Annotated in this window: 21 protein-coding genes; 8 read left to right on the top strand and 13 right to left on the bottom strand. The window is 67.3% G+C overall.

Features of this window, described 5'->3' with window-relative positions; genetic code table 11:
* The coding region (locus Q0L94_RS02290) for an antibiotic biosynthesis monooxygenase (RefSeq protein ID WP_296749715.1) at window positions 1-294 on the top strand (294 nt) is incomplete at its 5' end.
* Between the two features lie 64 nt (window positions 295-358).
* Here the strand turns inward: Q0L94_RS02290 and Q0L94_RS02285 are convergent.
* A complete protein-coding gene (locus Q0L94_RS02285) occupies window positions 359-772 on the bottom strand; it encodes a hypothetical protein (protein WP_296749713.1) in 414 nt (137 codons plus the stop codon).
* Between the two features lie 74 nt (window positions 773-846).
* On the opposite strand from Q0L94_RS02285, the gene Q0L94_RS02280 reads away from it, so the two are divergent.
* Both Q0L94_RS02280 and Q0L94_RS02275 read left to right on the top strand, forming a co-directional pair.
* Window positions 847-990, top strand: a complete 144-nt coding sequence (locus Q0L94_RS02280; RefSeq protein WP_296749711.1) for a hypothetical protein — start codon at window positions 847-849, stop codon at window positions 988-990.
* 61 nt (window positions 991-1,051) lie between these two features.
* Window positions 1,052-1,231, top strand: coding sequence for a DUF3012 domain-containing protein (locus Q0L94_RS02275; protein ID WP_296749709.1), 180 nt, complete (start codon window positions 1,052-1,054; stop codon window positions 1,229-1,231).
* A gap of 78 nt (window positions 1,232-1,309) precedes the next feature.
* Here Q0L94_RS02275 and Q0L94_RS02270 read toward each other — a convergent pair whose 3' ends face one another.
* Genes Q0L94_RS02270 through ppx form a run of 6 tightly spaced genes read right to left on the bottom strand, consistent with a single transcriptional unit; the run spans window position 1,310 to window position 7,095 of the window.
* The gene (locus Q0L94_RS02270; RefSeq protein WP_296749707.1) at window positions 1,310-2,089 is read right to left on the bottom strand and encodes an enoyl-CoA hydratase; all 780 of its coding nucleotides are present in this window, start codon (window positions 2,087-2,089) and stop codon (window positions 1,310-1,312) included.
* Window positions 2,090-2,112: 23 nt separating this feature from the next.
* Window positions 2,113-2,724, bottom strand: a complete 612-nt coding sequence (locus Q0L94_RS02265) for an ABC-type transport auxiliary lipoprotein family protein (protein ID WP_296749706.1) — start codon at window positions 2,722-2,724, stop codon at window positions 2,113-2,115.
* Window positions 2,725-2,726: 2 nt separating this feature from the next.
* The gene (locus Q0L94_RS02260) at window positions 2,727-3,671 is read right to left on the bottom strand and encodes an MlaD family protein (protein ID WP_296749704.1); all 945 of its coding nucleotides are present in this window, start codon (window positions 3,669-3,671) and stop codon (window positions 2,727-2,729) included.
* Window positions 3,672-3,693: 22 nt separating this feature from the next.
* Window positions 3,694-4,461, bottom strand: a complete 768-nt coding sequence (locus tag Q0L94_RS02255) for an ATP-binding cassette domain-containing protein (RefSeq protein ID WP_296749702.1) — start codon at window positions 4,459-4,461, stop codon at window positions 3,694-3,696.
* Window positions 4,458-5,582, bottom strand: coding sequence for an ABC transporter permease (locus Q0L94_RS02250; RefSeq protein WP_296749700.1), 1,125 nt, complete (start codon window positions 5,580-5,582; stop codon window positions 4,458-4,460). Before Q0L94_RS02250 ends, Q0L94_RS02255 begins: the two co-directional genes overlap by 4 nt.
* A 4-nt stretch (window positions 5,583-5,586) precedes the next feature.
* Window positions 5,587-7,095: an exopolyphosphatase gene (ppx, locus tag Q0L94_RS02245; RefSeq protein WP_296749698.1), complete on the bottom strand. Its 1,509-nt coding sequence runs from the start codon at window positions 7,093-7,095 to the stop codon at window positions 5,587-5,589.
* A gap of 161 nt (window positions 7,096-7,256) precedes the next feature.
* Between ppx and ppk1 the strand changes: the two genes are divergently transcribed.
* Both ppk1 and htpG read left to right on the top strand, forming a co-directional pair.
* Window positions 7,257-9,341, top strand: coding sequence for a polyphosphate kinase 1 (gene ppk1, locus Q0L94_RS02240; protein ID WP_296749696.1), 2,085 nt, complete (start codon window positions 7,257-7,259; stop codon window positions 9,339-9,341).
* A gap of 81 nt (window positions 9,342-9,422) precedes the next feature.
* On the top strand, window positions 9,423-11,321 hold the full coding sequence (gene htpG / locus Q0L94_RS02235) for a molecular chaperone HtpG (RefSeq protein ID WP_296749694.1): 1,899 nt from the start codon (window positions 9,423-9,425) through the stop codon (window positions 11,319-11,321).
* Between the two features lie 56 nt (window positions 11,322-11,377).
* On the opposite strand, the gene mnmC is transcribed toward htpG, so the two are convergent.
* A complete protein-coding gene (gene mnmC, locus Q0L94_RS02230; RefSeq protein ID WP_296749692.1) occupies window positions 11,378-13,195 on the bottom strand; it encodes a bifunctional tRNA (5-methylaminomethyl-2-thiouridine)(34)-methyltransferase MnmD/FAD-dependent 5-carboxymethylaminomethyl-2-thiouridine(34) oxidoreductase MnmC in 1,818 nt (605 codons plus the stop codon).
* 347 nt (window positions 13,196-13,542) lie between these two features.
* On the opposite strand from mnmC, the gene gstA reads away from it, so the two are divergent.
* Entirely contained in the window at window positions 13,543-14,151 is a 609-nt protein-coding gene (gstA, locus tag Q0L94_RS02225; RefSeq protein ID WP_296749690.1) for a glutathione transferase GstA, read from the top strand.
* A gap of 77 nt (window positions 14,152-14,228) precedes the next feature.
* Here gstA and Q0L94_RS02220 read toward each other — a convergent pair whose 3' ends face one another.
* The gene (locus Q0L94_RS02220; protein WP_018078675.1) at window positions 14,229-14,537 is read right to left on the bottom strand and encodes a hypothetical protein; all 309 of its coding nucleotides are present in this window, start codon (window positions 14,535-14,537) and stop codon (window positions 14,229-14,231) included.
* 146 nt (window positions 14,538-14,683) lie between these two features.
* On the opposite strand from Q0L94_RS02220, the gene ada reads away from it, so the two are divergent.
* Window positions 14,684-15,775, top strand: coding sequence for a bifunctional DNA-binding transcriptional regulator/O6-methylguanine-DNA methyltransferase Ada (gene ada / locus Q0L94_RS02215; protein ID WP_296749686.1), 1,092 nt, complete (start codon window positions 14,684-14,686; stop codon window positions 15,773-15,775).
* Window positions 15,776-15,837: 62 nt separating this feature from the next.
* The gene (locus tag Q0L94_RS02210) at window positions 15,838-16,683 is read left to right on the top strand and encodes a MipA/OmpV family protein (RefSeq protein WP_296749684.1); all 846 of its coding nucleotides are present in this window, start codon (window positions 15,838-15,840) and stop codon (window positions 16,681-16,683) included.
* Window positions 16,684-16,806: 123 nt separating this feature from the next.
* Here the strand turns inward: Q0L94_RS02210 and Q0L94_RS02205 are convergent, their stop codons facing one another.
* From Q0L94_RS02205 to Q0L94_RS02190, 4 genes are all read right to left on the bottom strand, one after another.
* Window positions 16,807-17,691 carry a type IV pili methyl-accepting chemotaxis transducer N-terminal domain-containing protein gene (locus Q0L94_RS02205; protein ID WP_296749682.1) on the bottom strand — a complete coding sequence of 295 codons (885 nt, stop codon included), beginning with the start codon at window positions 17,689-17,691 and terminating at the stop codon, window positions 16,807-16,809.
* A 214-nt stretch (window positions 17,692-17,905) separates the two neighbouring features.
* Entirely contained in the window at window positions 17,906-18,817 is a 912-nt protein-coding gene (locus tag Q0L94_RS02200) for a CoB--CoM heterodisulfide reductase iron-sulfur subunit B family protein (RefSeq protein ID WP_296749680.1), read from the bottom strand.
* Window positions 18,818-18,827: 10 nt separating this feature from the next.
* Window positions 18,828-19,460 carry a 4Fe-4S dicluster domain-containing protein gene (locus Q0L94_RS02195; RefSeq protein WP_018078680.1) on the bottom strand — a complete coding sequence of 211 codons (633 nt, stop codon included), beginning with the start codon at window positions 19,458-19,460 and terminating at the stop codon, window positions 18,828-18,830.
* 52 nt (window positions 19,461-19,512) lie between these two features.
* Window positions 19,513-21,474 (bottom strand): hydrogenase iron-sulfur subunit (locus tag Q0L94_RS02190; RefSeq protein ID WP_296749677.1); only part of this gene is annotated, 1,962 nt, incomplete at its 5' end.

The raw sequence follows: 21,474 nt of genomic DNA, 5'->3' as shown, positions 1-21,474 counted from the left end.
CCCGCCCCGCCCTACTACGCCGTGATCTTCACTTCCGTGCGCACGGCGGGCGACGACGGGTACGCCGAGACGGCGCGGGCGATGCTGGAGCTGGCGGAGCGGCAGCCGGGCTTTCTCGGTTTCGAGACGGCGCGGCAGGAGCTGGGGATTTCGGTGTCCTACTGGGCCTCGCTGGAGGCGATCGCGGCGTGGAAGGCGCAGGCCGAGCACCAACGGGCGCAGGCGCGGGCGAAGGACTGGTATGCGGCCTTCCGCGTGCGCGTCTGCCGCGTGGAGCGCGACTACGGCTTCTGAGGCACCGTCACGCCGGCGCCGACTTTCGCTTGAGCTTGTTGCCGGCAATCTCTGCCGGGCCGGTTCAGGCGCGCGTGTCGACCAGATAGCCCTTGCCGCCATAGACCTCGGCGAGGATGGCGCCGAAGGCGGGGCCGGTTCCGGCCGGGTAGCGTTCCACCCGGAGCGCATTGCCATGGCGCTGGCGCAGGGCGGCTTCGAGCGCGTTTGCGTCCAGCGCGCGCCCGTCGGTGACGGCGCCGGCGCTGGAGGGGAAGAATGTGCCGGAATTCCGCATGGCGGCGACGATCTGGCCATTGACACGGAACACGGCCGTCGTCGGCTCGGCGTTCTGCCGGCGGATCTGGGCGTCGATTTCTGCCTGGCTCGGCTCGGCGACGATTTCCGGCGGGCTGAAGTTCTCGGGCTTGACGATCTTGGTGGGTGTCAGCGGCACCAAGCCGGAAATTGCTATCCGTCCATCGAAAGCCATCGTCATGATCATGCTCCATCGCGGTTGCAAACTCCGGAGTTCTTTGCACGAAACATGCCAGACACGTACATCGTTCAAGCATGGAACTTTCAATCGAAGCCTTGCCGGAAGCAGCCGTCGTGCGTCTGGGCGCGACGCAATGCCGCCTTGATGAACCTGCTGTCGCCGTGGCGCTGGGCATAGTCACCCACGCCTTGCCGAAGTGGCTCAAGGTGCTGGCCTGAAGTGCGCCGGCTCGGGGGATAATCGGGCGGACATCGGATATTCACTTCGGGAGGACACGCGATGGACACGTTCAGGAAAACCTTGGCCGCCGGGCTGGCGGGCATGCTGCTGCTCGCGCTGGCCGCCTGCGCGCCGGAGATCGGCAGCGAGAAGTGGTGCGCCGATCTCAAGGCCAAGCCGAAGGGCGACTGGTCCACGAACGAGGCCGTCGACTACGCCAAGCACTGCATTCTGAAATAGGCAGGAATGACCGGTGGTGGCTCCCGGTAGCCACCGTCCCATCGGCGCCGACTTTTGAGCAGCCGGCGCCGCCGCTGCCTAGCCTTTCTTCTTGTTCATGAAGCCGTCGATGCCGGCGACGGCGTCGTCGGTCATCATGTTGCAGGCCATGGTTTCGCCGGCGAGCTGGTAGGCGCCGGCGAGGCCCATTTCGAGCTGGCGGTAGAAGAGCTGCTTGCCCATGGCAATGGCGGTCAGCGACTTGGCGCGGATGCTGTCGGCGAGGCGCCGCACCTCGGCGTCGAGCATGTCGGACGGCACGACGCGGTTGACCAGGCCGCGCCGCTGGGCTTCGAGGGCGTCGATGAAGTCGCCAGTGAGCAGCATCTCCAGCGCCTGCTTGCGGCCGATGTTGCGCGCGAGCGCGACGGCGGGGGTGGAGCAGAACAGGCCGACGTTGATGCCCGAGACGGCGAACTTGGCGACGTCGGCGGCGACGGCGAGGTCGCAGCTGGCGACGAGCTGGCAGCCGGCCGCCGTGGCGACGCCATGCACGCGGGCAATGACCGGCTGGGGCAGTTCGGCGAGCGTCTGCATGACGCGGCCGCATTGCTTGAACAGCGCTTGCATGTAGGCCTTGTCGTGGTTGGCGCGCATCTGCTTGAGGTCGTGGCCGGCGCAGAAGGCCTTGCCGGCGCCGGCGACGACGACGACGCGCACCGTCTCGTCGGCGCCGAGTTTTGCCAGCTCGGCCTGCAGCGCGTCGAGCAGTTCGGTGGACAGGGCGTTGAACTGGCCCGGACGGTTGAGCGTCAGCGTCGCGATGCCGTCGGCATCGGCGCGCAGCAGCGGGGGGTCGGCGGCTTGGGTGGCGGTCATGGTTTCTCCTCCTCTTGGTCGTTTCATTCGGCCCGGCAGAACACGGCGGCCTGGGGTTTTTCGCGGGCGAACGCGGCGAGCCAGCGCGCCATTTCGTCCGCCAGCGCCTGCGCGGCGGCCTGGGTGGCGGCGACGCCGCCGCGCGCGTCGGGCGTCGGCGCCGGCCGCCTGACGGCGAAAGCGCGGCGCGCGAGCGGGCCGTCGCCGTGGCTCGGCAGCAGCCGGGCGCGGACTTCGAGCACCACCTCGCTCGCCCGCTCGCTGGAGAAGCGCTGTTCCAGCGTGTCGAGGACGAGGGCGAGGCGGCAGCCGCGCCCGGCGAAGTCGGGCTGGCCGAAGACGACGTGGCGCTGCAGCGCGCGTTCGAGCAGCTCGGCCGGCGGCGCGGCCCAGCGGCTGTTGGCGTAGGCGTGGCGGCGCAGCGGGTCGGCGTAGTCGAGGCGGTAGAGCTGGGCCGGCGCGTCGAGCCAGGAGCTGGCGCGCACCGCGAGGCCGCCGACCGGCAGGCCGGGAGCGGACCAGGCGCCGGAAAGATTGCCGAGGTCGTGGATGGCGACGTCGGCCTGGCGCGACGGATTGCCGATGCAGCCGGCGAGCAGGATGGCGGCGCAGAGGGCGGAAATGACGGAACGCATGCTTACATCTCCTTGGCGGCGGGTGCGGCGAAGCCGGCCTCGCCCGGTCCGGGCCGGGGCGGGGCGGCGCCGAACAGCACCGCCTGCGGCGTGTCGTTGAGGGTGTCGAGCAGCCGGTCGAGGCGGCGCGTGGCGGCGGCGAACTCGCCGAGCAGCGCCTCGGCGCGCGGCAGGGTCTCGGTATTGAGGCGTTCGCCCGTGCCGCCGGCGACGCGGTCGAGGCGCTGGGCGAGGCCGTTCATGGTGGCGACCAGGCCGCGCGCCTCGGCGGCGAGCGGCGCGGTCGCGCCGGCGGTCTTTTCGAGATGGACGAGGATCGCGCCGAGACGCTTGAGGTTGTCGTCCGACAGCGCGGCGCGCAGGGCGGCGACGAGCTGCGGCGCCTCCTTGAGGCCCTCGGAGGCGGCGGCGAGGTTGTCGAGGGTGCGCGCGACGTTCCGCACGTTGCGCTCGTCGAGCAGGCGGTTGAGCCGCGCGGACAGCTCGGCGACCTGGGTGGCGATGTCGCCGGCCTTGTCGCCGAGGGTGTCGAACAGGCCGGGCTGGATGCGGATGCGCGGCGGGTTCGGCGCGTCGGTATCGAGCGGCTGGCCGCTGCCGGCCCTGCCCTCCTCCAGCATCACGTAGGCGAGGCCGGTGACGCCCTGGTAGTTGAGGCGCGCCTGGGTGCGGTCGGTGAGGCGGTATTTGCGCGCGAGGCTGATCTCGACGAGCAGCAGGGAAGGATCGGCCGGATCGGGCTCGATACCCAGGACCTTGCCGGCGCGGATGCCGCGGTAGCGCACCTGGGCCTCGGGGTTGAGGCCGGTGACGCTGCCGCGGGTTTCGAGGATGTAGGTGTCGGTGAGCTCGCGCGCGCCGCTCAGCCACCAGAGCGCGCCGGCGGCGGCGACCAGGAAGACGACGGTGAACAGGCCGGCGATCAAGGCGTGGGAGCGGTTTTCCATGGTCGGTCCTCGGCGGGCATGGTCAGTGGGCGTGGGCAAGGGCGCGCTGGCTGCGCTCCGAATGGAAGAAGTTGCGGATGAAAGGATGGTCGATGCGCACCACCGCGTCGATGCCGCCGTAGGCGAGGATGCGCTGCTCGGCGAGCACGGCGACGCGCGTCGCCAGCGCCGCCAGGGTGTCGAGGTCGTGGGTAACGAGCACGACGGTCAGGCCGAGTTCGTGGCCGAGCTGGCGCGTCAGCCGCACGAAGGCGTCGGAGCGGTCGGGGTCGAGGCCGGCGGTGGGCTCGTCGAGCAGCAGCAGCTCGGGTTCGAGCGCCAGGGCGCGCGCCAGGGCGACGCGCTTGACCATGCCGCCGGAGAGCTCGGCCGGCATCAGTTCGGCATGGCGCGGCAAGAGTTCGACCATTTCGAGCTTGAGCATGACCAGGTCGCGGATCGTCGTCTCCTCGAAGCACTTGAGCTCGCGCAACGGGAAGGCGATGTTGTCGAAGACATTGAAGGCCGAGAACAGCGCGCCGTGCTGGAACAGCACGCCGAAGCGCCGCCGCAGCGCGCGCTCGCGCAGCACGCCGCCGCCGAACAGCGGCTCGCCGAACAGGCGGATCTCGCCCTTGGTCGGCGTCAGCAGCCCGATCATCTGGCGCAGCAGCGTGGTCTTGCCGCTGCCCGAGCCGCCCACCAGCGCGACCATCTCGCCGGTGGCAATTTCCAGGTCGAGGCCGCGATGCACCCAGTGCTCGCCGAAGCGGGTGGAGAGGTCGCGGATGGCGATGACGGGAACACTCATCTGGGCAGGCCGATGCCGCGCGTCGCGATGGCGAACACGGCGTCGATGAGGATGACGATGGTGATGGCCGAGACCACCGAGGCCGTCGTGTTGGCGGAGAGGCTTTCGGTGTTGGGCTGCACGCGCAGGCCGAAGTGGCAGGCGACCAGCGCGATGGCGACGCCGAACACGACACCCTTGGCGAGGCCGATCCAGAGGTTGGCGACCGGCACCGCCTTGGGCAGGGTTTCGAGGAAAAAGCCGTAGCCGATGTCGAGCTGGAACTGGGCCGAGACCATGCCGCCGACCAGGGCGATCGCGGTGGTCCACAGCACCAGCAGCGGCATGGCGACGCCGAGGGCGACCACCTTGGGGAACACCAGGCGCAGGCTGCGCGGCACGCCCATGGTGGCGAGGGCGTCGATCTCCTCGGTGACGCGCATCACGCCGAGCTGGGCGGTCATCGCCGAGCCGGAGCGGCCGGCGACCAGCACGGCGACGAGCACCGGGCCGAGCTCGCGGATGATGCCGAGGCCGAGGATGTTGACGATGAAGACGTCGGCGCCGAACTGCCGCAGCTGCAGCGAGGAAAGGTAGGAGAGCACCACGCCGATGAGGAAGCCGACCAGCGCGGTGACCGGCATCGCGCGCACGCCGCTCTTGTAGATGTTGGCGGAGATCTCGCGCCGGGGCAGGTCGGCGCGGTGGCGCAGCAGGTGCGCGCAGTCGAGCGCCAGCTGCCCGAGCAGGGCGACGAAGGCGCGCAGGTGGCGCCCCGCCGCGAGGGTCGCGCCGCCGAGGACGATCAGGCCCTCGAAGGGCGAGCGCGGCACGCCGACGGCCGGCGGCTCGCGGTCGGCGGCGGCGATGCGCTCGAAGATGCGCTGGTGCTCGGGCCGGATCAGCAGCACCTCGGGCAGGCGCCGCCCCCAGGCGCGCCACAGCAGCAGCGCGCCGGTGGAGTCGAGGGCCTCGATGCCCATGCAGTTCCAGCTCGCGTCGCGCCGGCCCTCCTCCGCGGCAAGCCAGCGCCGCCAGTCGCCGTCGGCGGCGCTCAGCGCGCGCAGGGTCCAGCGGCCGTCGAGGGTCAGCGTCTGCCGGCCGGCGGCATCGGTGCTCGCGCTGACGCGGGCGTCGGCCATGGCCTCAGTCGCGCGCTGCCGCGCGGGTGCGGCGGACCTTCAGCTCGATGCCGACGTTCGACCACTGCTGCACCTCCTCCGTCAGCACGGCGGCGGTGAGCGGCGCTTCCGCCAGCCACTCGGCGTCGACATGCAGCTGGAAGCCGCGCGGGCCGACGGCCGCGCCGATGCGCGGCATGGGCGCGTCGTCGCGGGCCCGGTGCAGCAGGGCGGCGATGCGCAGGCAGAAGATCAGCAGCCATTCGGACGATTCCTGGAACTGGCGCGTCAGCGACTGCACGCGCTCCAGCTTGCCGCGATGGGCGAGCACCAGGCGCGCCAGCAGGGCCTGGTCGCGCTTGGAGAAACCCGGCATGTCGGCGTTGGCAAGGATGTAGGCGCTGTGCTTGTGGAAGCTCGAATGGGCGACCGAGATGCCGACCTCGTGCAGGCGCGCCGCCCAGATGAGGAATTGCGCGGCGACCGAATCCTCCAGCGGGTCCTGCGGGCGCAGCTGCTGGAACAGTTCGAGGGCGAGCAGGCTGACGCGCGAGGCCTGGCGGCGGTCCACCTCGTAGCGCTGCATGAAGCGGCTGACCGTCGCCTCGCGCAGGTCGTCGTGGTGGTAGCGGCCGAGCAGGTCGTAGAGCACGCCGAGGCGCAGCGCCCCCTCGGAGAAAGTCATCTGCTCCAGGCCGAACTCCTTGAACACCGCCGACATGATGGCGAGGCCGCCGGGGATCACCGGCACGCGGTCGGGGCGCATGCCGTCGAGGCCGGCGCGCGCCGCGTGGCCGGCCTGCACGAGCCGGGCGCGCAGCCGCTCGATGCCGTCGCGGGTAATGCCGCCGTCGGCGTAGCCGTTGAGTTCGAGGATGTCGCGGATCGCCTTGGCGGTGCCCGAGGAGCCGACCGCCTCGTCCCAGCCGGTGTCGCGGTAGGCGTGCACGATGGTCTGCAGCTCGCGGCGCGCGGCGAGTTCGGCCTCCTTCATGCCGCGCTTGTCGATCCTGCCGTCGGGAAAGAAGCGCAGGCTGTAGCTGACGCAGCCCATGTAGAGCGATTCGAGCTGCAGCGGCTGGATGTCGCGGCCGATGATGAATTCGGTGGAGCCGCCGCCGATATCCACCACCAGGTGGCGGATGCGCTGATTGGGCAGCGTGTGGGCGACGCCGAGGTAGATCAGGCGCGCCTCCTCGCGGCCGGCGATGATCTCGATCGGAAAGCCGAGCGCCGCCTCGGCCTGGGAAAGGAAAGCCGGGCCGTTCTTGGCCACGCGCAGGGTGTTGGTGGCGACGGCGCGCACCGCATCAGGCTCGAAGCCGCGCAGGCGCTCGCCGAAACGCGCCAGCGCCTCCAGCGCGCGCTGCTGCGAGGCCGCGTCGAGCCGCTTGTCCGGCGTCAGACCGGCGGCGAGCCGCACCGTCTCCTTGAGGCCGTCGAGGGGATAGATCTGGTTGCCGACAATCCGCCCCACCTGCAGGCGGAAACTGTTGGAGCCCATATCGACGGCGGCGACGTGTTCGTGGACCACGATGAGTGACGGCGATGGTTTTGCGGTGCGGCGATTCTAGCCCAGGCGACGGACGGATAGCCACGCGCCGCATCCCTGGAAACGGTGCTGGCGGGGCGTGTCATACTTATGCAATCATTGTGCAACATCATCGATACCCAATCCCACGGCGGCTCCCGATCATGATCCAGATGTACGCGCACCACGATTTCCCCTCCGACCACTTCCTCAACCGCGAACTCACCCTGCTCGCCTTCAACCGCCGCGTGCTGGCCCAGGCCGCCGACGAGCGCGTGCCGCTGCTGGAGCGGCTGCGCTTCCTCTGCATCGTCTCCTCGAACCTCGACGAGTTTTTCGAGATCCGCGTCGCCGGCATCAAGGAGCAGATCAAGTTGCGCAGCAACGCCACCGGCGCCGACCGGCGCAGCCCGCAGGAGGTATTCCGCCGCGTCACCCAGGAGGCCCACGCGCTGATCCGGGAGCAGTACGCGCTGCTCAACGACGTGATCCTGCCGGCCCTCGCGCACGAGGGCATCGTCTTTCTGCGCCGCGCGGAATGGACGGACGAGCAGCGTACCTGGATTCACGAGTACTTCCGCCGCGAGGTGATGCCGGTGCTGACGCCGATCGGGCTCGACCCGGCCCATCCCTTCCCGCGCGTGCTCAACAAGAGCCTCAACTTCGCCGTCGAGCTCGAAGGCAAGGACGCCTTCGGGCGCAACTCGGGCGCCGCGATCGTCCAGGCGCCGCGCGCCCTGCCGCGCGTGATCCAGTTGCCGCGCGAGCTCACCGGCGTCGATTTCGGCTTCATCTTTCTCTCCGCGACGCTGCACCAGCATGTCGGCGAGCTGTTCGCCGGCATGAACATTCTCGGCTGCTACCAGTTCCGCGTCACGCGCAATTCCGATCTGTTCGTGGACGACGAGGAGGTGAAGAACCTGCGCACCGCCCTGCAGGGCGAACTGCCGCAGCGCCATTTCGGCGACGGCGTGCGCCTGGAAGTCGCCGACAACTGCTCCGAGGCGATGTCCGAATTCCTGCTCCAGCAGTTCGGCCTCGGCCGCGAGGACCTCTACCAGGTGCCCGGCATCGTCAACCTGGTGCGCCTGATGTCGGTGCCCGACAAGGTAGACCGCCCCGACCTCAAGTACCCCGACTACCAGCCCGGCCTGCCCAAGCAGCTCTCCGGCCGCTACGACATGTTCGACGCGGTCCGCAAGGGCGACATCCTGCTGCACCACCCATTCGAATCCTTCCAGCCGGTGATCGACTTCATCGAGCAGGCCGCCGCCGACCCGCAGGTCGTCGCGATCCGCCAGACGGTCTACCGCACCGGAACCGACTCCAAGCTGATGATGGCGCTGATCCGCGCCGCGCAGTCGGGCAAGGAGGTCACCGTGGTGGTCGAGCTGATGGCGCGCTTCGACGAGGAAGCCAATATCAACTGGGCCGCCCAGCTGGAAGAGGCCGGCGCCCATGTCGTCTATGGCGTGGTCGGCCACAAGACGCACGCCAAGCTCGCGCTCGTCGTCCGCCGCGAGGACGGTGGCCTGCGCCGCTACGCGCATCTGGGCACCGGCAACTACCACGCCCGCACTGCGCGTCTTTACACCGACTTCGGCCTGCTGACCGCCGACGAGGCGATGACTGCCGACGTCGGCAGCCTGTTCACCCAGATCACCGGGCTGGGCAAGGCCGGCAAGCTGAAGCGCCTGTGGCAATCGCCGTTCACCCTGCACAGCGAGGTCGTCGCCGCGATCAACCGCGAGGCCGAGCTGGCCGCCGCCGGCAAGCCCGCCGCCATCGTCGCCAAGATGAATGCCCTGCTCGAACCGCAGGTCATCGCCGCCCTCTACGCCGCCTCGCAGGCCGGGGTGAAGATCGACCTCATCATCCGTGGCGTGTGCGCGCTGAAACCGGGCATCGCCGGCCTGTCGGAGAATATCCGCGTGCGCTCCATCGTCGGGCGCTTCCTCGAACACACGCGCATCTTCTATTTCAGGAACGGCGGCGACGAGCAGGTGTATCTGTCCTCTGCCGACTGGATGGACCGCAACTTCTTCCGCCGTATCGAAACCGGCTTTCCCATCCTCAACCCCAAGCTGAAAAAACGCGTCATCGCCGAGGGTCTCAAGCCCTACCTGCGCGACAATGTGCAAACCTGGGAGATGCAGCCGGACGGTAGCTACCGCCGTCGCACCAAGCGCCGCGCCAAGGCCTACAACGCACAGGACGAGCTGCTGGCGCTGCTGTCCGACAAAAAGTGATTGCGGCGGCGGGGGCTTGAAACCCGCCGCCGCCGCCCTCATTTCCCGTTCCACCTTATGTGTATTTGACGGGAGATAGGCATGTCCGCCACCAAAGAAACCCTCGGCTTCCAGACCGAAGTCAAACAGCTGCTGCAATTGATGATCCATTCCTTGTATTCCAACAAGGACATCTTCCTGCGCGAACTGATTTCCAACGCCTCCGACGCCGCCGACAAGCTGCGCTTCGAAGGCCTGTCCGATTCCGCGCTGTATGAAAACGACCCCGACCTGAAGATTCGCATCGCCTTCGACCGTGACGCGCGCACGCTGACGATCAGCGACAACGGCATCGGCATGAGCCGGCAGGAAGTCATCGAGCACATCGGCACGATTGCAAAATCCGGCACCCGCGAATTCTTCAGCCAGCTGTCCGGCGACCAGAAGAAGGACGCCGCGTTGATCGGCCAGTTCGGCGTCGGCTTCTACTCCGCCTTCATCGTCGCCGACCGCGTCACCCTCACCACCCGCCGCGCCGGCCTCACCGCCGAGCACGGCGTGCGCTGGGAATCCGAAGGCGCCGGCGACTACACCCTGGAAACGGTGGAGAAGCCCGGCCGCGGCACCGAGATCGTGCTGCATCTGCGCGAAGGCGAGGACGAATTCCTCTCCGACTACAAGATCAAGTCGGTCATCCGCACCTATTCCGACCACATCACCCTGCCGATCGTGATGAAGAAAACGGAATGGAAGGACGGCGTGGAAACCCCGACCGACGAGGACGAAACCGTCAACAAGGCCTCCGCCCTGTGGGCGCGCGCCAAAAAGGACATCAGCGACGACGAGTACAACGAGTTTTACAAGCACGTCGCCCACGACTTCGAGAACCCGCTGGCCTGGTCGCACAACCGCGTCGAAGGCAAGCAGGAATACATCTCGCTGCTCTACGTTCCCTCGCACGCGCCGTTCGACCTCTACGACCGCGAGAAGCGCCACGGCATCAAGCTCTACGTGCGCCGCGTCTTCATCATGGACGACGCCGAGCAGCTGATGCCGGCGTATCTCAGATTCGTGCGCGGCGTGATCGACTCGGCCGACCTGCCGCTCAACGTCTCGCGCGAAATCCTGCAGAACAGCCGCGACATCGATGCAATCAAGAATGGCTCGGTGAAGAAGGTGCTGGGCCTGCTGGAAGACCTGGCCGAGAACCAGCCGGAGAAATACGTCGAATTCTGGAACGCGTTCGGCAAGGTGCTGAAGGAAGGCCCCGGTGAGGACTACGCGAACAGGGAGAAGATCGCCGGCCTGCTGCGCTTCGCCTCCACCCACACCGACACCGACGCACAAGTGGTGTCGCTGAAGGACTACATCGGCCGCATGAAGGAGGGCCAGACCGCGATCTACACCATCACCGCCGACAGCTTCGCCGCCGCCCAGCACAGCCCGCACCTCGAAATCTTCCGCAAGAAAGGCATCGAAGTCCTGCTCCTGTCCGACCGCGTCGACGAATGGCTGATGAGCAATCTCACCGAGTTCGACGGCAAGCCGATCAAGTCCGTCGCCAAGGGCGACCTCGATCTGGGCGCGCTGGAAGACGAATCCGAGAAGACCGCGCAGAAGGAAGCCGAAGACGCCATGAAGCCCTTGGTCGAGCGCATCAAGACCACCCTCGGCGAGCGCGTCAGGGACGTCCGCGTCACCCACCGCCTCACCGACTCGCCCGCCTGCCTCGTCACCGGCGAAGGCGACATGAGCGCCAACCTCGAACGCCTGCTGAAGGCCGCCGGCCAGGCCGCGCCCACCGTGAAGCCCACGCTGGAGATCAACCCGTCACACGCCCTGGTCACGCGGCTCGACAGCGAAGCCGACGAAGCCCGCTTCGCCGACTGGGCCAACCTGCTGTTCGAACAGGCACTGCTGGCAGAAGGCGGCCAGCTCGACGACCCGGCGAGTTTTGTGCGGCGGTTGAATGGGTTGCTGGCGATGCTGCCTAATAGCTGATCGGCAAGTCTGCCTGGCAGTACGCAACCAAGGGCAAACCGCTCACCGCCGCCTGATCAGCGGGCGAACCGCCCAGGCGCGATCGCCCGCATCAAATCGGCCTCCAGTGGCAAGGGCTGGCCGGTCATCAGATCGGCCAGCGCCTCGCCCAGCAGGCCCGCCCACACCACCCCGCGCGAGGCGTAGCCCGCCGCCACATACAACCCCGCCTGCCCGCCGACCGCCCCCAGCATCGGCAGCCGGTCCGGCAGGGTGGCGCGCAGCGCTGCGCGCCCGCTCGCTGCCGCCAGCGCGCAGCGTTCGCCCGCGCCCGGCAGGATCGCCTCCAGCCGGGCCAGGTTGGCGAGATCGCTCGCCCTGCGCAGTGCGCTGTCTTCGTCATCGTGTTCGTAGGTTGCGCCGACCACAAGCTGGCCCGCGCCCGCCGCCACGTAACCTTCGCGCGCGATCACCCGCCGGATTTCCGGCAGACCGCCGGGCGGCAGCCGCGTGACCTGGCCGCGCACGGCATGCAGCGGCCAGGCCTGCCCCGCAACCAGCTCCAGGGCGTCGCGCGCGTTGGCCAGCACCACGGCATCGGCATCCGCCATCACCGCGCCATCCGCGCCCAGCGCCTGCCAGCCGGTTGCGCCGGCCTGCACGCGCGCCACGGCGCAGCCGGTTCTCAGCCGGATGGCCGGATGGTCGAGCCAGGCGCGGCACAGGCTTCCCGGCACCACCCAGCCCGCTGCCGGGTAAAACACCCCGGCCGCGGCGACCGGCCAGTTCGCCAGGTCGCGTGCTTCGTCCCGCTCCACCCAGCGCGCGTAATCGGCGGGCGGCGCGGCGCCGGCCAGCGCCAGCCGCTGCCGTGCCGCTGCAGCCGCGTCTTTAGCCAGATGCAGCACGCCGCAGCGCGACCATTCCGGCGCATCGCCGAGCGCGGCCCAGGCGCGCAGATCGTGCAGAAACGCCGCGCGCGTCAGCCGGCTGGCGCAGTTGTCGTCGCGCGAGATCAACGGGCGGAATACCGCCAGCGGATTGCCCGAGGCCGCCTGCGCCGGCGAATCGGCGCGCTCCAGCACCGTAACCGCCACACCGCGCTGCGCCAGCGCATGCGCCACGGCCGCGCCCGCCACGCCGGCGCCGACGACGGCGACACGCCGCGGCACGGTGGATTCATCGGCGCCGGCCTTGCCGGCAAAACGCGCACTCAGGCAATGCCGCTTGCGGCCGTAGCCGACGCGTTTTTCGCAGGCGAAGCCCGCGCGGCCCAGCCCCTCGCGCACCGCTGCCGCCACCGTGTAGGTCGCCGCCACCGCCCCGGGGTTCGCCCGCCGCGCGAGTTCGTCAAACAGCCCGGACTGCCAGAGATCGGCATTGCGGTCGGGTGCGAAACCATCCAGATAGAAGGCGTCGACGCCCGCCTCGATCTGCGGCAGGCAGTCCGCCGCTTCGCCCAGCATCAGGGTGAGCTGCACCCGCCCGCCGTCGAGCGCGATGCGATGGAAACCTGGCGTCGGCATCGGCCAGTTCGCCCGCAGTTCGTTGGCCAGCGCCGCCCATTCCGGCCATTGCGCATGCAGGCGCGCCAGGTCGTCGGCGCCGAACGGATGCTTTTCGACCGACAGGAAATGCAGCCGCCCGGGGCGCGCCGGGTCGTCGCGCCACGCCGCCCAGGTCGCCAGGAAATTCAGCCCGGTGCCGAAGCCGGTTTCCAGCACGACGAAGCGGGCACGGTGCGCCCACGCCTGCGGCAGGCCGCAGCCCTGCAGGAAGACGTGGCGCGCCTGCCCGGCGCCGCCGTCGGCGGGATGGTAGATGTCGCCGTAGGCAGCGGAATACGGCACGCCATCCCTGAATTCGAGGCGGGCCGGAATAATGGTTTTCAGCATCCTCGAATCTTACATTGGGCCGCTTCGCTGCTGCCTTGCCCAATCATGCTGAAACCGAAACCCTGGCTTGGTCCTGTTCTCGCCGGATTGGCGTTCGCTGTGCCGGCCTACGCGGCCTGGGATGGCAAAAGCGGGTGAATCCACCGGCAAGGTGCGAAATGGCGGGTCACTGAAGTGCTCAACGGGCGGATCGGCCCTCGAATCGCTACACTCTCTGGAATGCTTCGGCGCAGCATTTGAAACGACTCGATGCCGATCACAACGAACCCGATGACTGCCTGCGGTGGCAACGAGCAGGTGCTATACCTACCCATTACCGGTTTCTCTCAACTTAAGAAGGCAATGCCATGAAACTCTATTACAGCCCGGGAGCCTGCTCCCTTTCCCCTCACATCGTGGCGATCGAGACTGGCATGCCTGTGGAACTGGTACGCGTCGACCTGGAGACCGGTCGGACAGAATCCGGCGAGGATTACCGCAAGATCAATCCGGATGGCTATGTTCCCGCGTTGGCTCTGGCGGACGGCGATGTGCTCACGGAAGGACCGGCCATCGTGCAGTATCTGGCAGACCAGGCCGAAGACAAGGAACTCGCGCCGGTTTACGGCAGCCGGGCGCGGTACCGCCTCATGCAGTGGCTGAACTTCATCTCCACCGAGCTGCATAAGACCTATTCGTCCCTGTTCGACTCGCGCGTACCGCCTGACTGCAAGGCCTTGTTCACCGAGCGACTGGCCCAGCGTTTCGCTCATGTTGCGGCAGTACTTGAGACGCAGCCCTATCTCATGGGCGAACAATTCACCATAGCGGACGCCTACCTTTTCACGGTAAGTTCGTGGGCGCCGCATGTCGGCCTCGATCTTTCGCCCTGGCCCGCGCTGGCGGCCTATCAGGGCCGCGTGGCGGCGCGCCCAGCGGTGCAGCAGGCGCTGGCCGAGGAAGGGTTGCTCAAGTAAACCGGACGGCCATGGGCATCAGGTATCGAAGCGGACAGATATCGAAAGCCCGTCGTCGCAGCTTCCTGGGCCTCCCTTCAAGGCTCGTATCCCTCGCGGTGCGTCGCATTGATGGTGCGCAGCAGTTCGCGGAACGGAATGCTGCGCTCGTGTTTCTTGAACAGCGGGATGAAGGCCAGATCCTCGCCTTTTCCCACCCCCGCATAGTTCCCGGACACCATCGATTCGTGCAGCTCGCGCAGCATCCTGTCGAGATCGTCCAGAAACGGCGTATAGGTGGACGCCTCGTCGTCGTCGTGTTCCAGGCAGGCGCGCAATTCGTCGACTTCGTATACCGCTTCGTGCACCAGGTCGATCAGCTGGTTGAGGTTTTGGGCTTTTTTCATGTTCGTATGCTTTTCCGGCAAAACGTAAGCATACCGCCGCTTGGCGAGCGGTGCGACAGGCACGGGATTCGGCCGCAAGTTCCGGATTGCGGGCCGCGCCAAACCGGTCGACACTGTAGCCATCAAACTCCAGCCGAATCTCCACCATGGATACCGAATCTGCCGCCTTGCCGAACGCTGTCCCGACGGGGACCACGCAGCTTGCCGATCGGCGCTGGCAGGCCGTTGCCCGCCGCAACCCGCAGGCTGACGGCGAATTCGTCTATGCGGTCAGAACCACCGGCGTGTACTGCCGGCCTTCGTGCCCGTCGCGCGCGGCCAGGCGTGAGAATGTGGAATTCTTCGAGTCGAACGAACGTGCCGCCGCTGCGGGCTACCGCCCCTGTAAACGCTGCCGCCCGGATGCGCCTTCGCAACAGCAAAGACGCAACGCGCTGGTGCTGCAGGCCTGCCAGAGCATCGAGCAGAGTGCGTCGGCGCTGTCGCTTGCGCAGCTGGCGCAACAGGCCGGGATGAGCCCGCATCATTTTCACCGCATCTTCAAGGCCGCCACTGGAATCACCCCCAAGGCGTTCCACAAGGCCGTCCTGGCCAGGCGGGCAGCGGCCTCGTTGCAAACCGCGCAGTCGGTGACCGCCGCCATCTACGACGCCGGATTCAGCTCGGCCGGGCGCTTTTACGCCGAGGCGCCCGCCATGCTCGGCATGGCGCCCGGAAGCTATCGCAAGGGCGGCACCGGCGAATACATCCGCCATGCCGTCGAGCCCTGCGCGCTGGGGTGGATCCTGGTCGCCGCCACGCGCAAGGGCGTGTGCGCCATCGAATTCGGCGACGATGCGCAGGCCCTGACCGAGCGCTTGCGGACCCGCTTTCCGCAGGCGCAGTTCGAACCGGCCGACACCGAATTCAAACGCTGGATCACCCGGGTGATCGCTTATGTCGAGCAGCCGCAGGGGGTGCTGGATCTGCCGCTGGATGTGCAGGGAACGGTTTTCCAGCGCCGCGTCTGGCAGGCGCTGCAGGCGATCCCTGCGGGCGAGACCGCGAGCTATGCCGAGATTGCCGGGCGCATCGGGCAGCCCGGGGCGGCGCGTGCGGTGGGCCGCGCCTGCGCCGGCAACCTGGTGGCGTTAGCGATTCCCTGCCACCGTGCCGTCCGTGCCGACGGGACGCTTGCCGGATACCGCTGGGGGAGCGCACGCAAAGCGGACCTGCTGCGGCGCGAAGGCAAGAAATAACACCGCAGCGTGCTCATCCCGTCATCTTCTATGCTCGTAGGGATGGAACTGGACTCACACGCATGCTGAGAACCATTGCCCGACTACCCGCCGCCGCCCTGACATTCGCCGGACTGCTGGCCCTGCCCGTGTGCCATGCGGAGACCCGGCCGCTGTGGGAAATCGGCGCCGGCCTCGCGGTGTTATCGATGCCCGACTACCGTGGCTCGGGCGTCACCAACGTCCATCTGCTGCCGGTCCCCTATCTCGTCTATCGCGGGGAATTCCTGCAGGCGGATCAGGGCGGGCTGCGCGGACTGCTGTACGAAAGCGAACGGTTCGAGGCCAACGTCAGCCTCAACGGCACCCTGCCGGCGCTCGACGGCGACAACCCGGCGCGACAGGGAATGGACGAGCTTCGGCCCACGGCCGAGGTCGGGCCGACCGCCAACCTCCACCTGTGGCGCTCGGCCGACCGCAGGATGCGGCTGGACCTGAGACTGCCGGTACGCACCGCGATCACGGTCGAGCGCGACCCAAGGCAGATCGGCTGGCTGTTCTCGCCCAATCTCATTTTTGAAATGCGGGGTCCGCCCGGCCTGTCCGGCTGGAACTTCAGCTTGCAGGGCGGCCCCTATTTCAATGACCGCGAATACAACGGATATTTCTATTCGGTGAGGCCGGCCGAGGCGACTGCGACCCGCCCCGCCTACGACGCGGCGGGTGGCTATTCCGGCTCGCAGGTCATGGTCACATTGACCCGGCGCTTCCCACGCTACTGGGTGGGCGGCTACCTGCGCTACGACGCGCTATCCGGCGCGGTCTACGAGAACAGCCCGCTGGTCGAAACGAAGGGCGCCGTCTCGGCGGGAATCGCGATGAGCTGGATATTCGGCGTATCCTCGCGCCGGGTGGAGGTAGCGGAATGAGGGCGGGGCGCCATGCCTGCCGGCGGGCAAGACGCCCGCATTGCCGATCGCGTTGGGACACTGCCGATACCCCCGCCCCCGAGCGCCTGCGCAAGCGGACGGATCAGGGGCGGCGCGACGCGCCTACTTGAGCATCCTGCCGGAAAAAACGGACATGTCGACTGACTGCGGTACCTCGCGAGCCACGAGCCTGGCGCCCTGGCCCTCCGTCACGAGCCGGGCGGCCAGATTCTCCGCCACCGCGACCACCCGCTCGCTGAGTTCGGCCACCCGCGCGGCATCCCGGCGCATCTTCACCGGATCCTGGCTCGCGAACAGCACCTGCTGATATGGTTCCCACTCGCGCCGGACTTGCGCGGCCCCCGCCTTGACCTGCGCCGACGCAAGGGACGAACGCTCGATCTGGTTCAGCACGGCGGTGAAATGCGCCCGGCTGAGGTGCAGTTCCATGTCGGCCGGGGCGTCGTAGAGCTCCCACGTCCGGTAGAAGTAGAATTTGGCCATGCGCTGCAACAGCATGTGCTGGCGCCCTGCGACGCTGGTCGAGCGGTCGGCCGCCGCGCCCGCGGCATCCTCGTATGCCAGTCCCGCGCTGTGCGCCGCTTGCTGCAGCGCCTCGTTAGCGTCGTAAAGCGCGACCGCGCCCTGCTTGCTCGGTGCCGCGCTCAACAGCACCCTGCACTGCTCCCAGGCGCCCGCCAGAGCGGCGACTGCGGTCCGCACTTTCGGCGTTGGCTGGAACGCCTTCAGCACCGCGAGCCGGGACTCGAACTGCCTGATCGACTCCTGCAGGATGGCCCGGGCATCATCAGTGCGGATTCCCTGTCCGAGCATGAGATACGCCTTCACCATCCGCTGCGAGAGCATGCGCTGTTCGCCCGCCACGCTGACGGCGGATGCCGCATCCAGCCTTGTCTCCACCGCGGACACCGCGGCGAGCGCAAACGAAGGCGATGCCGCAAAAGGAAACCCCGCGATGAGGCATGCGCCGAATAAGAGCTTGTCCACAAGAATCTCCTGCAAAAAAAACAAGGGGACCGGGATACTCCGCCCCCGCGTATTTACATTAGATGACTGCGGGAATAAGCCAATGGCAGGCTACGGGCACCGTCAAGGCCGGGGCGTGCTGCCGGGCCCGGAATCGCGGGCGGCCCTTGTTTGCTCCTGATCGGGCAAAAAAACAGGGGCGCGCGGCCCCTGTCTGGTGTGCGGCTGAAAGGACTCAGCGCTTGACCGGCTTGGCGGCAATTTCCTCCAGCCGGCGCGCCTTGATCACCTGGCCGTTCAATGCGGCATCCTTGGCGCTGCCGCCGTAGGCCACCACCATCAGCTGGCTGTAGTACATCACCGGGATGTCGAACTTGGTGCCGTAGCGCTTGTTGATCTGGCCCTGGTAGATTTCGACGTTGGCCTGGCACAGCGGGCACGGCGTGACGATCATTTCGGCGCCGTGGTCGTAGGCCGACTCGACGATGTCCTTGATCTGCGCCTGCGCCTTTTCCGGCTCGGAGAACGCCAGCGCACCGCCGCAGCAGGTCACTTTCTGCTCGTATTCCGGGATCGGTTCGGCGCCGACCATCTCGACCATCTTGTCGAGATACACCGGGTTCTCGAACGACTCGCCGGCGACGCCGAACGGGCGGTTGGTCTGGCAGCCGACGTAGCCGGCGATCTTGACGCCTTCGAGCGGACGCACGACGTGCTTGGCCATTTCGTCGAAGCCGAGATCTTCGATCAGCACTTCGACCATGTGGCGGATTTCGGGCATCTCGTTGATCGTGAGGCCGGCTTCCTTCAGCGCTTCGCGGGTGTCCGCCATCAAGGTGTCGGAATGCGTCAGGCGTTCGCGGGTTTCGCGCGCGCCCAGCCAGCAGGCGGCGCAGGTGGCGACGATTTCCTGTCCGGGCAGGTTTTGCTCGGACAGCGCGAAGTTGCGCGCATTCAGCACGTGGCGCGGCAGTTCGCCGGCTTCCGCATAACCGATGGAGGCGCCGCAGCAGTTCCAGTCGGGGATTTCAGTGAGCTTGACGTCGAGCGTCTTGCACATCGACTCGACCGAGGTCAGATAATTGGAAGCGGAAGCCCCCTTCTGCGACGAGCAGCCGGGGTAAAATGCGTATTCATGTTTGGCCATATCTCTCTCCTCAGCCTGCCATCCTGGCGGCCTTGCGGCTGCGCTCGATTTCGTAGGCCTTCTTCAGCATCGACTGGATGCCCTTCTGATCCTTGCACTTGTGGCCGCCGAACAGCTCCATCACGTTCAGCCGCCTGGCCTTGACCAGGCCCAGCGCGACCGCCTGCATCGCCATACCGTTCTTGATGCCCTGAACGAAGCCATCCTTGAAATACAGACCCATCGACAGCTTGAGTTCGTTGACACGTCCGGTATGGGTGCAATTTTTCCAGAACAGGCCGCTAAAAAAGCGTGTCGGCTGCATCTTCGGCGCCATGCCGATGCGGTGCGCGTATTCGGCGATGCCGTGCATGATGTGGGTGATCGGCAGCTTGCGCGGGCAGCGCACGATGCAGTTGTAGCAGGAGGTGCAGTTCCACATCGAGGTGGTGGTCAGCACTTCCTCGCGCTTGCCGGCGCGGATCATCATGAAGATTTCCTGCGGCGGATGTTCCCATGCGCTCTGAAAATTGGTCGGACAGGAGCCGGAGCAGACGCCGCATTGCATGCACATCTTGACCCAGTCGCCCATCTCGACCTGTTCTTCGATTTCCTTCAGGAAATTGTTGCGGTACTTGTCCGCCACTGCGGTGTTTGCGCTCATGCTCTGTCCTTGCCTGCTGAATGATGCATCGTCAAAAATGGCCGATGCATGACTAGAATCCCTTGAACGGGCTGGGGCCGACGGCAACCAGTTCGGCGGCATACTTGTCGATCATCTCGGGCACCCGCTGGATGTCGGTGATGGCGACTTCAAGATCGCGCACCCGCTCCGATTCCAGGTTCAGCGTCTTCAGCGTGTCGTCGATCTTGGACATGCGCACACGGCCCAGCTCGGAACCCTTGACGAAGTGGCACTGGTATTCGTCGCCGGACTTGCAGCCCATCAGCATCACGCCGTCATAGCCGGCGTTGAGCGCATCGGTGATCCAGATGGTGTTGACCGAACCCAGACAGCGGATCGGGATGATACGCACGAAGGCCGAGTACTCGTTGCGGTTCATGCCCGCCATGTCGAGCGCCGGATAGGCATCGTTCTCGCACGCCAGGATGAGGATGCGCGGCTTCTCGGAGAACTCGTCGGGAATGTCGACTGCCTTGATCTGCGCGCCGACGGTGTTGACCGAGTAGTTCTCGAACGAGATCACGCGCACCGGACAGGCACCCATGCAGGTGCCGCAGCGGCGGCAGCGCGATTCGTTGAACACCGGGAAGCGCTTCTCGTCCTCGTCGATGGCGCCGAACGGGCATTCCACCGTGCAGCGCTTGCACTGGGTGCAGCCTTCGAGACGCACCTTGGGGAACGACAAATCACCCGAACGCGGGTGCGCGGCGCGGCCGAGTTCAGCGTTCTCCAACGCCTGGATCGCCTTCAGCGCGGCGCCGGTGGCGTCCTCGCGCGCCTGCGCGATGTCCATCGGGCGGCGCACCGGGCCGGCAGTGTAGATGCCGGTGCGGCGGGTCTCGTAGGGGAAGCAGATGAAGTGCGAATCGGTGAAGCCCTGCTTCAGCTGTGGCACATCCGGGCCCTGGCGATAGGTCAGGTTGAGGATGGAAATCGGCTTCACTTCCACCGTGCCGGCGGCTTGCGGCTCGCCTTCCTGGCCTTCGACCTGCGGCTTGGTCAGCGCGTCGATGTTGACGCCCGAGTTCGCCACCTGGCCGGTGGCCAGCACCACCAGGTCGACGTCCACCATCGCGGCGTCGGCGTCGTCGAGGATCAGATCGTGGAATTTCACCGTGCTGGTGGCGCCGTTGGGCAGCACCTGGGCAACCTTGCCCTTGGTGAAGACGACGCCTTTCTCCTGCGCGCTGCGGTAGAAGTCCTCGCCGTTGCCCGGCGTGCGGAGATCCGTGTAGATGATGGTGGTGTCGACCGCCGGGTTGGCATCCTTGAAGTACATCGCCTGCTTGATGCTGGCGTTGCAGCAGAAGCCCGAGCAGTACGACAGGTGCTGGCCACTGGTATCGCGCTGGCCGGCGCACTGCACGAACACCACCGACTTCACCGGCTGGCCGTCCGACGGGCGGCGGATCGTGCCGTCGCCCGCCGCTGCGGCGGTCGCCAGCGCTTCGAGGCCGGCCTGGTCGACCACGTTGGGCGACTGGCCGCCGCCGAGCTCCGGCAGCTTGTTCATGTCGTACAGGGTGAAACCGGTCGCCTGCACGATGGCGCCGATGTCCTCGGTATGGGTCGCGCCCGATTCGGTGGCGATGTCGACCACGAAGCGTCCCGGCGCGCCGTCGGTCTTGGCGACGGTGGCGTTCAGATACAGCTTGATGTTGCTGTCGCCCATCACCTGCGAAGCCAGATCGGCCACACCGGTATCCATCGGGGACTTGTACGGCTCATGCACCGGCACGCGCTTGTAGAGCTTGGCAGCCCAGCCGCCGAGCGCGCCGGATTTCTCCACCAGCACCACCGGGTAGCCGGTCTTCGACGCTTCGATCGCGGTGGTCATGCCGGTGACGCCGCCGCCCACCACCAGCAGGGTCTTGCTGCTGCCGGTGTTGGCGTTGCCGCCGGGCGCGGTCATTGCTTTCACTTCAGCGCAGCCCATGCGGATGTAGTCTTCCGCCATTTCCTGGGTGGTCTCGCGCGCCTCGTCGGTGTCGGG

The organism is Thiobacillus sp. (assembly GCF_024708915.1).
This window is presented reverse-complemented; position numbering and strand designations above follow the sequence as displayed.